This is a genomic window from Pseudomonas sp. GD03875, assembly GCF_029840585.1.
GTDB classification, from domain to species: Bacteria; Pseudomonadota; Gammaproteobacteria; order Pseudomonadales; family Pseudomonadaceae; genus Aquipseudomonas; species Aquipseudomonas paralcaligenes.
The window spans coordinates 159,304-171,515 of the sequence record NZ_JAOCCV010000003.1; the positions used below are offsets into that span (position 1 = coordinate 159,304).

9 protein-coding genes are annotated in these 12,212 nt (G+C 70.0%); all 9 read right to left on the bottom strand.

The genetic code is table 11. From position 1 onward, the window contains the following. Position 1: 1 nt before the first annotated feature. The 9 genes from N5D30_RS03725 to N5D30_RS03765 all read right to left on the bottom strand — a co-directional run bounded on the left by N5D30_RS03725 (position 2) and on the right by N5D30_RS03765 (position 12,203). Positions 2-1,771: an acyl-CoA dehydrogenase C-terminal domain-containing protein gene (locus tag N5D30_RS03725; protein ID WP_279907718.1), complete on the bottom strand. Its 1,770-nt coding sequence runs from the start codon at positions 1,769-1,771 to the stop codon at positions 2-4. Between the two features lie 54 nt (positions 1,772-1,825). Continuing rightward, entirely contained in the window at positions 1,826-3,676 is a 1,851-nt protein-coding gene (locus N5D30_RS03730) for a sigma 54-interacting transcriptional regulator (RefSeq protein ID WP_279907719.1), read from the bottom strand. A gap of 178 nt (positions 3,677-3,854) precedes the next feature. Next, positions 3,855-4,493: a 3-isopropylmalate dehydratase small subunit gene (gene leuD, locus N5D30_RS03735; RefSeq protein WP_279907720.1), complete on the bottom strand. Its 639-nt coding sequence runs from the start codon at positions 4,491-4,493 to the stop codon at positions 3,855-3,857. A 2-nt stretch (positions 4,494-4,495) separates the two neighbouring features. Beyond that, positions 4,496-5,911, bottom strand: a complete 1,416-nt coding sequence (gene leuC, locus N5D30_RS03740) for a 3-isopropylmalate dehydratase large subunit (protein ID WP_279907721.1) — start codon at positions 5,909-5,911, stop codon at positions 4,496-4,498. Positions 5,912-5,953: 42 nt separating this feature from the next. Further along, positions 5,954-6,328 carry an isopropylmalate isomerase gene (locus N5D30_RS03745; RefSeq protein ID WP_279907722.1) on the bottom strand — a complete coding sequence of 125 codons (375 nt, stop codon included), beginning with the start codon at positions 6,326-6,328 and terminating at the stop codon, positions 5,954-5,956. Continuing rightward, positions 6,312-6,902 carry an isochorismatase family protein gene (locus N5D30_RS03750; protein WP_279907723.1) on the bottom strand — a complete coding sequence of 197 codons (591 nt, stop codon included), beginning with the start codon at positions 6,900-6,902 and terminating at the stop codon, positions 6,312-6,314. Before N5D30_RS03750 ends, N5D30_RS03745 begins: the two co-directional genes overlap by 17 nt. An 8-nt stretch (positions 6,903-6,910) precedes the next feature. Continuing rightward, positions 6,911-8,764 (bottom strand): hydantoinase B/oxoprolinase family protein, encoded by a 1,854-nt coding sequence (locus N5D30_RS03755; RefSeq protein WP_279907724.1) that lies wholly within the window; start codon positions 8,762-8,764, stop codon positions 6,911-6,913. Positions 8,765-8,769: 5 nt separating this feature from the next. Beyond that, positions 8,770-10,836, bottom strand: a complete 2,067-nt coding sequence (locus tag N5D30_RS03760; RefSeq protein ID WP_279907725.1) for a hydantoinase/oxoprolinase family protein — start codon at positions 10,834-10,836, stop codon at positions 8,770-8,772. Positions 10,837-10,946: 110 nt separating this feature from the next. Continuing rightward, positions 10,947-12,203 carry a DUF1329 domain-containing protein gene (locus tag N5D30_RS03765; protein WP_279905194.1) on the bottom strand — a complete coding sequence of 419 codons (1,257 nt, stop codon included), beginning with the start codon at positions 12,201-12,203 and terminating at the stop codon, positions 10,947-10,949. Between the last annotated feature and the right edge of the window lie 9 nt (positions 12,204-12,212).

Below are 12,212 nucleotides of genomic sequence, written 5' to 3' on the forward strand. Positions count from 1 at the left end.
CTCAGAACTGCTCGGCGAGGTGCCCGAACAGCGGCGCGCTACCGGCGCGGATGCAAGCCTCCAGGCCCAGGGTGCGCGGCAGCAGGCGGCGGAAGAAGAACTCCGCGCTGGCCAGCTTGGCGCCGTAGAAGGTCTCGTCCTCGTTGCGCCGTGCAGCGGCGCTGTCGGCCATGCGCGCCCACAGCCAGGCGTAGGCGGTGTAGCCGAGCAGGTGCAGGTACTCCACCGAGGCCGCGCCGACCTCGTTGGGGTCGCCCTTGGCCCGCTCCAGCAGCCACAGGCTGACCTCGCGCAGGCGCCGCACGGCGTCCTCCAGCTCGGCGGCGTACAGCCCGCCACGGGCGGCCCAGGCGTCCATCTCGGCGCAGAAGGCGCGCAGCGCGGCGCCACCGTCGGCGACCACCTTGCGCCCTAGCAGGTCGAGGGCCTGGATGCCGTTGGTGCCTTCGTAGATCTGCGCGATGCGCACGTCACGCACCAGTTGCTCCTGGCCCCACTCGCGGATGTAGCCGTGGCCGCCGAACACCTGCTGGCCGTGGACGCAGGCTTCCAGGCCGTTGTCGGTGAAGAACGCCTTGGCCACCGGGGTGAGCAACGCCACCTGGGCCTGGGCCAGGGCGCGCTCGTCGGCGTCGTCGCCGAACTTGGCCAGGTCGAGCTGCCGGCCGACGTGGCAGGCGAAGGCGCGGCCGCCCTCGGTCAGGGCCTTGATGGTCAGCAGCATGCGCCGCACGTCCGGGTGGACGATGATCGGGTCGGCCGCCTTGTCCTTGGCCTGCGAGCCGCTCGGCGCGCGGCTCTGGATGCGCTCGCGGGCGTAGGCCACGGCATTCTGGTAGGAGGCCTCGGCGCAGCCGATGCCCTGGATGCCGATGGACAGGCGCTCGTAGTTCATCATGGTGAACATCGCCGCCAGGCCCCTGTTCTCCTCGCCGATCAGGTAGCCCTCGGCGCCATCGAAGTTCATCACGCAGGTGGCCGAGGCCTTGATCCCCATCTTGTGCTCGATGGAGCCGCAGCCCACCGCGTTGCGCGCGCCCAGCGAGCCGTCGGCCGCGACCAGCACCTTCGGCACCAGGAACAGGGAGATGCCCTTCGGCCCGGCCGGGGCGTCCGGCAGCTTGGCCAGCACCAGGTGGACGATGTTCTCGGTCAGGTCCTGCTCGCCGCCGGTGATGAAGATCTTGCTGCCGGTGATCCGGTAGCTGCCGTCGGCCTGCGGCTCGGCGCGGGTGCGGATGAGGCCCAGGTCGGTGCCGGCGTGGGCCTCGGTCAGGCACATGGAGCCGGCCCAGCGGCCCTCGTACATGGGTGGCAGGTAGGTGGTCTTCAGTGCTTCGCTGGCGTGGGCGTCGATGGTCAGGCAGGCGCCGGCACTCAGCGCGGAATACAGGGCGAAGCTGGAGCCGGCGGCGTAGAGCATTTCCTCGAAGGCCACGGCGAGCATCTTGGGCATGCCCATGCCGCCGTACTGCGGGTTGCCGGAGAGGCCGACCCAGCCGCCCTGGATGTAGGTGGCGTAGGCCTCGCGGAAGCCCGCCGGGGTGCTGACGACGCCGTCGCGCCACTGCACGCCCTCCTCGTCGCCGCTGCGGTTGAGCGGGGCGATCAGGCCGCCGGTGACCTTGGCCGCCTCTTCGAGGATGGCGTCGGCGGTGTCGGCGTCCACCGTGGCGGCCAGGGCCGGCAGGCGCGCCCAGAGGGCCGGGGCGTCGAACACCTCGTGGAGGACGAAGCGCAGGTCGCGCAGGGGGGCGTTGTACTCGGGCATACGGGGCTCTCTCGTGACGGGTCCGCCGGTGGCGGAGGTGATTCGGAAGACGCGCTAGACGCCCTTGAGGCGCTTGAGCCGCCGCCACAGGGTGGTCTGGCTGATGCCCAGGTACTCGGCGGCGCTGCTCTTGTTGCCACCGAACAGCTGCATCGCCTTGACGATCTCTTCCTGCTCGATCTGGTGCAGGTGGCCGCCCTCCTCGCTCTCGCCGAGCGGCGCGAAGAGTTCCGGCATCACCCGCGGCAGCGCCTCCAGCAGCGCCTCGACACTGCCGTAGAGCTTGCGCGAGACGATCAGGCGTTCGATCAGGTTCTCCAGCTGGCGCACGTTGCCCGGCCAGTGGTAGCCGCGGAACAGCGGGGCCACGCCCTTGGTCAGCATCTCCGGGTCGACCTCGATGCCGTAGCGCTGGGACTCGCGGCGCATCAGGTAGCTGGCCAGCACGGGAATGTCCTCGGGGCGCTCGCGCAGCGGCGGGATGTGCACGGCGAAGGTGCTCAGGCGGTAGTACAGGTCCTCGCGGAAGCGCCCCGCGCGCACCTCTTCCATCAGGTCGACGTTGCACGCCGCGACGAACTTGATGTTCAGCGAGATGGAGCGCTTCGAGCCGACCGGGGTGACTTCGCGCTCCTGCAGCACGCGCAGCAGCTTGGCCTGCTGCGGCAGGGGCAGCGAGTTGATCTCGTCCATGAAGAAGGTGCCGTTGTTGGCGCTCTCCAGCAGGCCGCTGCGGCCGCCGCTCTTGGCGCTGGTGAAGGCGCCCTCGGCGTAGCCGAACAGCTCGGACTCGAACAGCTCGGCGGGAATCGCCGCGCAGTTGATGGCGACGAACGGGCCGTCGGCGTTGGCGCTGGCCTGGTGCACCTGGCGCGCCGCCAGCTCCTTGCCGGTGCCAGTCTCGCCGCGCAGCAGCACGGTGCCCGGGGTGGCGCCGTAGACCAGCAACTGGTTCTGCACCTCGGCCATGCGGCTGGACTGGAACACCAGCCGGCGCTCGTCGCCCTGGTCGAGCGCCACCGGGCTGGGCACGAAGTGGTAGAGGTAGCCGACCCGCTCGCCGTCGACCTCGAACGGCTGCTTGCTCAGGCTGCACAGGCGCTCGCCGACCAGCAGGCCCTCGGCGCTGAGGTTGTCGGACTCCAGCACCTTGGCGTCGAGCAGGCCGTCGAGCCGGCGGCGCCGGCCGATGGAGGGGATCAGCAGGCTGGCGCCGGCGTTCCAGGCGACGATGCCGCCGTCGCGGTTGGTCAGCACCTGGGGGTTGGCCGACTGTTCCAGGAGGAACTGGCCCAGGGCGCGCTGCTGGCGCTCGCGCTTGTGCTCGCCGGCGTGGCGGATGGCCTTGCGGATCAGGTTGCGGCACGACTCGCGGGAATACAGCAGCACCGACTCCAGACCCCAGTGCTCGGCCAGGTCGCAGGCGTAGCTGGAGCCGATCACCACGCCGAAACCCTGGTTGCGCAGGTTGTGGAAGATTTCCTTGGCGTGCTCGGCGGTGCTGTAGGTGCGGTGCGACAGCTCGATGCCCTCGAAAAGGCTGAGCAGCTCGACGTTGGTCTCCTGGCGCTCGTAGGTCAGCAGCAGGATCTTCGACGAGATGCGCCGCGCGGTCAGCACCGCCTGGATCAGGTCGGTCTGCTCCACCTTCAGCGCCAGCACCGGGATCGGCAGGGTGTCCTGCAGGTAGAAGGCGTTGGCGCCGGCGCTGATGCACACGTCCACCGCCTGCCGCTCGATCAGGTCGCGCGCCGCGCGCACCGCGTCGTTGAAGATGTTGTCGATGATGGTGATGCTGGCGTGCGCCTCGAACTCGGGAATGAGACTGTGCACCAGCTGGCTCAGCTTCGAGTTGCCGATCAGGCAGACCCTGACCCGGTTGAGTTCCGCATTGGCGAATTCCACGGCCTGACCTCTTTATTGTTCTTGTCAAGTTCGCGCTCAGAACCTGTTTACGATCTTCTGGATTAGAGCCAGACAAGGCAAAAGTGGCCGAAAAAGCGCAGTTTACGCGTGTAAATGAGCATTTTGAGGCCACTTTTAACGCCGTATGGCCGACAGCCAGGAGATCGTAAACAGGTTCTCAGGAGCGGAACACCCAGGGCTCCAGCCGCAGTCTCTCGGCCTCGTAGGCGCGAATGCGCTCGGCGTGGCGCAGCGTTTCCCCGATGTCGTCCAGCCCCTTGAGCAGCCTCTGGCGGCGTCCCTCCTCCAGTTCGAACACCCAGCGCCGGTCACCGGCTTCGAGTGTTCGACGCGCCACGTCGACCCTGGCCCGCAGTTCGCCGCGGGCCTCGCTCATGGCGAACAGCCGGTCGACGTCTTCCTGCGGCAGGATCAGCGGCAGCATTCCGTTGTTGAAGCAGTTGCTGCGGAAAATATCCCCGAAACTGGGGGCGATGACCACCCTCACGCCGAAGTCGCGCAGCGCCCACACCGCGTGCTCGCGGCTGGAGCCGCAGCCGAAGTTGGCCTGGGCCAGCACCAGGCTGCCGTGGCGGTAGGGCTCGCGGTTGAGGATGAAGGCCGGGTTCTCCCGCCGCGAGGCCGGCGGCGTGTCTATCTCGCCGGGGTCCAGGTAGCGTTCGTCGTCGAACAGGAAGCCGCCGAAACCGTGGGACTCCAGGCTCTTGAGGTACTGCTTGGGCAACAGCATGTCGGTGTCGATGTTGGCCCGGTTGAGGGGAATGACGATCCCCTCGTGCTCGATCAAGGGTTGCATGCTCACAGGCTCCTGAAGTCGACCAGTTCACCGGCCACCGCGGCGGCGGCGGCCATCGCCGGGGACATCAGGTGGGTGCGCCCGCCCTTGCCCTGGCGGCCTTCGAAATTGCGGTTGGAGGTGGCCGCGCAGCGCTCGCCCGGGCTCAGCCGGTCGGCGTTCATGCCCAGGCACATGGAGCAGCCCGGCGCTCGCCACTCGAAGCCGGCGGCCTTGAAGATGCGGTCCAGGCCCTCGCGCTCGGCCTGCAGCCGCACCAGCCCGGAGCCCGGCACCACCAGCGCCTGGCGGATGCGGTCGTGCACCTGGCGGCCGCGCAGCACTTCGGCGGCGGCGCGCAGGTCCTCGATCCGCGCGTTGGTGCAGGAGCCGATGAAGATGCGGTCCAGCGCCAGGCCGGCCAGCGCCTGCCCGGGCTCCAGGCCCATGTAGGCGCGGGCGCGCTCCCAGTCCAGGCGCTGCAGGGCGTCGCGGGCCTGGTCCGGGGTCGGCACCCGGCCCTCGATGGGCAGCACCATTTCCGGCGAGGTGCCCCAGGTGACCTGCGGGCCGACCTCGCCGGCGTCCAGTTCCAGGGTCCGCTCGAAGCGGGCGTCGGCGTCGGAATGCAGGCTGGCGCGCCAGTACTGCACCGCCGCCTGCCAGGCCTCGCCGGTCGGCGCCATCGGCCGGCCGAGCACGTAGGCCTCGGTGGTCTGGTCGTAGGCCACCAGGCCGACCCGGGCGCCGGCCTCGATGCTCATGTTGCACAGGGTCATGCGCCCTTCCATGCTCAGCGCCTCGACCGCCGGGCCGCAGAATTCCAGGGCGTGGCCGCTGCCGCCGGCGGTGCCGATGCGGCCGATCACGAACAGGGCCAGGTCCTTGGCGGTGATGCCCGGCGCCAGCCGCCCGTCGACGCGGATGCGGAAGTTCTTCAGCTTGTGGCTGCGCAGGGTCTGGGTCGCCAGCACGTGCTCGACCTCGCTGCTACCGATGCCGTGGGCCAGCGCGGCGAAGGCGCCGTGGGTGGCGGTGTGCGAGTCGCCGCAGACCAGGGTCAGCCCCGGCAGGGTCAGGCCCTGCTCCGGGCCGACCACGTGGACGATGCCCTGGCGCATGTCGTCCAGGGCGAACAGCGGTATCTCGAATTCGCGGCTGTTCTTCTCCAGGGTGGCGATCTGCTGGCGGGCGATGGGGTCGGCGACCCCGCCGATGCCCTGCTCGCGGCCCAGGGTCGGCACGTTGTGGTCCGGCGTCGCCAGGCTGGTGTCGCGCCGCCAGGGCTGGCGGCCGGCCAAGCGCAGGTTGGAGAAGGCCTGCGGCGAGGTCACCTCGTGCAGCAGGTGGCGGTCGATGTACAGCAGGGTGGAGCCGTCGGGCATCTCCTCGACCCGGTGCCGGTCCCAGAGTTTGTCGTAGAGCGTCTGTGCTCCCATGATCACCTCGGCGATTGGTTGTCGGCTGTCGTGGCGCGCGCCTCAGCGGCGGGCGGGCGTCCACGGCACCCAGCGATAGAGTTCCCCGTCGGCGCCGCCGGCCACCCGGTAGCCGCAGTAGCTGTCCAGGCGCCCGCCGGCGCGCGGCTGGATGATGCAGAACGGCCGTCGGCAGCTGTCCTCGGCGATGCCCTGCTCCGCCAGCGCCAACCGCGCCCGCTCCAGCGCGGCCAGCGGCGCCTCGCGGGCCTGGCCGTCGAGGCGCGCCACGTTGGCGCGGAAGTGGCCGACCCAGGCCTCGACGTAGGCGTCGCAGGCCGCGGGCTGCGACGGCGCCGCGCCCGGCCCCGAGCCACCGCCGGGCACGCCGGTGCAACCCGCCAGGCCCAGCAGCAGCGCACTAGCCCAGCAGCGCAAGACACTCCTCCAGCGGGCGCACGTCGGCGTACTTGAGGTCCAGGTCGCGCAGGCTGGCGCGGTGCGCCTCGGCGTCGCGGTCACCGCAGGCCTGCTCCGGCAGCAGCACGCGGAAGTCGTGCTGCAGGGCGTCCACGGCCGAGGCCCGCACGCAGCCGCTGGTGGTCAGGCCGGTGACCATCACCCCGTCGGCGCCGGCCTGGCGGATGCGCTCGGCCAGGTCGGTGGCGAAGAAGGCGCTGGCCCAGTGCTTGACCAGTACCGGCTCGTCGGCCAGCGGCGCCAGGCGCGGGTCGATCTGCACCAGCGGCGAGCCCGCCGCCAGCAGGTCGAGCACCGGCAGCTTGGCGCGGAACACCCGCGCCTGGGCCGGATCGTCGTAGGCCACGGTGGTGAAGAACACCGGCCAGCCACGCCGGCGGAACGCTTCCAGCAGGCGGCGGTTGGCCTCCACCACGCCGTCGCAGGGGCTCGCCAGCGGGCTGGCGGTGGGGTCGGTGAAGCCGACCGAGAGGTCCACCAGCAGCAGCGCATAGCGCCGCGCCGGGGTCAGGCTGCGTGAGTCCAGGGCCATGGCGCACCTCAGGTCCAGGAAGGGGTGGCCGGCGCCGGCAGGCCGGTTTCCGCCAGGCAGCGCGCCTTCAGCTCGTCCAGCGTGCCGCCGCGGTCGAACAGCTGCAGCTCCCCGCGCTCGTCGGCCAGGCTGGCGCGCAGTTCGATCGTGGCCCGTTCATCCACCGCGCCCGCGGCGATCACCACGCCGTAGCGCAGCGCGCCCGCCACCGTCACCAGACCCTTGCGCAGGTCGCGCAGCACCAGCGCCGGGTCGCGCGCCAGCGGGTCGCCCCAGCCGCCGCCGCCCCAGGTGTCGAACAGCACCAGGTCGCCGGCCTTGACCCGCACGTTGTCGCACTTGGCCGGCAGCATCTGCCGGCTCCCGTCGGCGCGCACCAGTTCCTTGCGGCTGCGCGCGCCCGGAGCGCCGCCGTTGACGCCCCAGGGGTAGGTCAGCCAGCGGTCGTCGTGGATCGATATCTCGCCGTCGGCCAGCAGCCGGTAGGCCACCCGCAGGCCGTTGCCGCCCCGGTGCAGGCCGGCGCCGCCGGAGTCCGCCAGGGTCTCGTAGGTCTCGATGCGCAGCGGGAAGTAGGCCTCGACGAATTCGTTGGGCACGTTGGTGAAGCCCGGCCACAGGGAGTGGCCGTCCGGGCCGTCGCCCACCGGGCGACCGGGGATGCCACCGAAGCCGATCTGGAACAGCTGGAACCACTCGCCCTTGTCGTCGTAGCCCGAATACATGAAGTGCGGCGAGTCGGAGAAGCCGGCGGCGTTCATCGCCTGCGGCGTGCCCTGGCCGAGCAGCCCGCCCATCATGTCGAAGATGCGCCCGAGCAGGTGGGTACGGCACGACAGCGCGGCGGGGAAGTTCGGCTTGAGGATCGAGCCCTGCGGGATGCGCACCTCGACCAGGTCGTAGAAGCCGTCGTTGAGCAGGATGGCCGGGTCGAACAGGCTGATGGTCAGGGCGCCGAAGAATATCTTGAACATCTCCTCGTTGACGTAGAAGTTGACCGAGGACGGCGCCTGCGGGTCGGTGCCCTCGAAGTCGAAGATGGCCTTTTCGCCCTCGCGCCACAGGGCGCAGCGCAGGGTGTAGGGGCCGAGCCCGGCGCCGTCGTCGCAGATGTAGTCCTCGAACACCTGGCGCTGCTCCGGCACCACCCGGGCGATGACTTCCTTCATGGCCCGGTGGGTGCGTTCGAGCATTTCCTGCTGGGCGCTGTAGAAGGCGTCGTCGCCGAAGCGCTCGGCCAGCTCCACGCAGCGGCGCCCGGCGGTGCGGCAGGCGGCGACGATGGCGTTGAGGTCGGAGCGGTTCCAGCGCGGCATGCGCACGTTGTGCAGGATCACGTCGAGCATGTCGGCGTTCATCTCGCCACGGCGGTACAGCTTGACCGGCGGGATGCGGATGCCCTCCTCCCAGATCGAGGTGGCGTTGGTCGGCAGGCTGCCCGGCACCTTGCCGCCGACGTCGGACATGTGGCCGAACATGGCCGCGTAGTTGATCACCCGGCCGTCCTTGAAGATCGGCATCAGCACCAGCCAGTCCGGCAGGTGGCTGACCGCGCCGTTGCACAGGTAGGGGTCGTTGGTGAGGAAGATGTCGCCCTCCTCGATCTCGCCCTGGTAGCTGTCGAGGAAGCCGGTGATGAAGGAGCCGAACTGGCCGACGATCATCTTGCCCTCGCTGGTGGCGATCATCGGGAAGGCGTCGCCCTGCTCGCGGATGCCGGGGCTCATGGCGGTGCGGAACAGCACCGCGTCCATCTCGTTACGGGCATTGCCCAGCGCGTTCTCGACGATGTCGATGGTGATGCTGTCGACCTCGACGCGCTGGAACGGCGTGTCGTTGTTCTGTTTGATGCGCGCAACCATTTCGCTTACTCCTGATGGCCCTGCGGACGGATCAATAGGTTGCCGACGGGGTCGACGGCGGCTTCATGGCCCGGGAAAACCACGGTGGTGGAGTCCATCTCCATGACGATGGCCGGCCCCGGCACCAGGTGCCCCGGCGCCAGCCGAGCACGCTCGTAGAGGGTCGCCGCGTGGTCCTGGCCGCTGTAGTGGATGCTCGTCGTGCCGACCGCCGCGTCCTCCAGGCGGCCGCTGCCGGCGTCGAAGGCGCGTTCGCCGATCTCCGGGCGCGGCGCGCGGGCGATGGCGCGCAGGTTGACCAGCTCGTGGTCCTCGCTGAGGGCGAAGGTGAACAGCTGCTCGTGCTCCGCGTCGAAGGCCCGGGTGATCACCTCCAGGCCCTGCTCGCGCAGCGCCTCGGGCTCGAAGTCGAGGGTCAGCAGCAGGGCCTGGCCCTGGTAGCGCACGTCGGCCTGCCAGGTCAGCTGCTGCGCCTCGGCGGGGATGTCCTGCGCCGCCAGCGAGGCGCGCACGCTGTCGCCGAGCTGCTGGAGGATGCGCATGACTTCCTCGGCGTCGAGGTCGGCGACGCGCCGCACCAGCGAGCGCGAGGCCTCGTCCTTTACCCGCGTGGTGGCGTCGCCGTAGGCGCACAGCACGCCCGGCCCCGGCGGCACGATCACCGGCCAGGCGTTCATCAGGATGCCCAGGGCGTTGGCGTGCAGCGGGCCGGCGCCGCCGAAGCCGCACAGGGCGAAGTCGCGCGGGTCGTAGCCCTGCTCGACGCTGATCAGGCGCAGGGCGCCGAACATGTGTTCGTTGGCGATGCGCACGATGCCCTCGGCGGCCTCGTGCAGCGACACGCCCATGGCGTCGGCGACCTTCTGCACGGCCTCGGTGGCCAGGTCCTTGCGCACCTGGAAGTCGCCGCCGAGCTTCTGCTCGGCCGGCAGGTAGCCGAGCACCACGTTGGCGTCGGTGACGGTGGCCTGGTCGCCGCCACGGTCGTAGGCCGCCGGCCCCGGCACCGCGCCGGCGCTCTCCGGGCCCACGCGCAGGGCGCGGGTCAGTTCCGGCACGCTGGCGATGGAGCCGCCGCCGGCGCCGACGGTGCGCACGTCCACCGAGGGCGCGCGCACGGCCACATCGCCGACCCGGGTCTCGCGGCGGATGCGCGCCTGGTTGTCGTCGATCAGCGCCACGTCGGTGGAGGTGCCGCCGACGTCGAAGGTCAGCACCTTGCTGAAGCCGCCGCGCGAGCAGAACCAGATCGCCCCGGCGACGCCGCCGGCCGGGCCGGACAGCAGCAGGTTGACCGGCGTGCTGGCGGCCGACTGGCTGGTGGCCAGGCCGCCGTCGGAACGCAGGATGGACAGCTTCACCTCCGGGCTCAGGCGCCGCGACAGTTCTCCCTGCAGGTGTTCCAGGTAGTTGGCCACCTCGGGCCGCACGTAGCTGTTGACCACCGTGGTCTCGGTGCGCTCGTACTCCTGCATCTCCGGCACCACCTCGGAAGACAGCGACACGGGAATGCCCGGCAGCACCTGATGCGCCAGTTCCAGCACCTCGCACTCGTGCAGGTCGCTGGCGTAGGCGTTGACCAGGCTGATGGTCAGCGCCTCGATGCCGGCCTCCTTCAGGTACTGCAACTGGCCGACCATGGCCTCGCGGTCGAGCGGGCGCACCACCCGGCCCTGGGCGTCGATGCGCTCGTCGGCCTCCACCGTCCACTCCAGCGGCGCCAGCAGCTCGCCCTTGTTGAAGGTCACCCAGCCGCCGAGCCCGCCCGGCACGAAGGAACGGGCGATGTGCAGCACCTGCTTGTAGCCCTTGGTCGTGACCAGCCCGACCCTGGCGCCGCGGCGAGTCAGGATGGCGTTGGTGGCCACCGTGGTGCCGTGCATCACCGAGCGGATCTCGCCCGGCGCGATGCCGGAGATGCGGCACAGCCTGTCGATGCCGTTGAGCACTCCGATCGAGGGATTGTGCGGGGTCGAGGGGACCTTCGCGGTGAAACTCTCGCCGGTTGCATCATTGATCAGGAGCAGGTCGGTGAAGGTACCGCCCACGTCCGCGCCCAAACGAAAACTCATGTTGCCTCCAGCACTCTTCTTGTTGTGCATCCAGCGCCGGACACGCCCGGCCTGGTTCGCTACCCGCCACCGCGGGGTGCGCCGTGCGCACCCCGCGGCCGGGCTCCCGGTCAGCGCGCGGCCTTCTCCAGCTCGCGCAGGTTGATGTCCTCCCCGGTCACGCCCGGGGTGTTCAGGCGCGGCCCGCCGAGCACGAACGCGGTGCCGTGGCGGCGCTGGTAGTCGATGGTGAAGCCGGCGGCGGAAACGATGCCGACGTCGCCGTCCTCGGTGGCGATGGTCTTCAGGTGGTAGTTCATCCACTTCCAGAACTGGCCCTTCCGATCATAGGCCTCGGCCTGGTAGAAGCGGGGGAACTGGGTGTCCATGTACATCACCTTCTTGCTGTAGGGATGCTCCGGCGGCGTGGTCGCCTCGACCACCCAGACCTCGCGCGGCTCCCACTGGTCCTTCGGGTTCCAGTGCGGCCAGTTGTCTAGGTCGATCACCGGGAACTCGGCGTTGCCGGAGGCCTTCTGGTTCCAGGTCTCGCCGGTGGAGTTGGCCACCGCCAGGATCCAGCGCTTGCCGAGCAGCTTGTACTCCGGGTACCAGGTCGGGTGGGCGTTGAAGATCTCGATGTCGTCGCTGAGCTGGTCGGTGCCGCCGATCGGGTCCATCCAGGTGCCGCCGGACAGGCGGCGGGTGCGCCGCACCGACTTCACGTAGGCCCAGGAATCCTCCAGCTTGGGCGAGTCGTAGCGCACGGTGAACAGGCCCAGGCCGCGGATGTCGTTGGGGTAGGTCGCGTACAGCAGGGTCTTGGTGAGGATGCTGCCATCGCCCTCGACCACCTGCTCGGTGCCGAGGCGGCCCTTCAGGTAGTAGCGCTTGAAGGCCCATTGCTGGCGCCGCTCCAGGCCGACCTTGTCGTTGAGGAACAGGTAGCCGAAGTTGGGGTAGTCCTGCAGGTTCTTGGTCGGCTGCGCGTAGTGGTGGTTCCAGATCAGCTTGGCCGCCGCGTCCGGGTCGTCCTCGCTGACGTTGGGGAAGGGAATCCCGGCGACCCAGCCTTCCACCAGGCGGGTGTCGCGGTTGTACACCGCCTTGCCGGCGTTGGCCTCGGTGGCGGCCAGGTAGTCGCGGCCCAGCTTGACCGGCTCGGAGGCCTTGAGGGTGAGGCTCAGGCCCTCCTTCTCGATCAGCAGGCGCATGCGCTCGGTCAGCAGGCTGTCGATGGACTTGCCCTCGAAGCTGTCGCCCAGGCGCTGGGCGAGGTTGCCCTTGTCGATCACGTCGCCCGGCTTGAGGTCGGCGGCCTGGGCCGCGAGGCTGCCCGCGAGGCCGAGCGCCAGGACGGCGGCGATCCGGTTCAGAGTCGTTTTCATTGTTGTTGT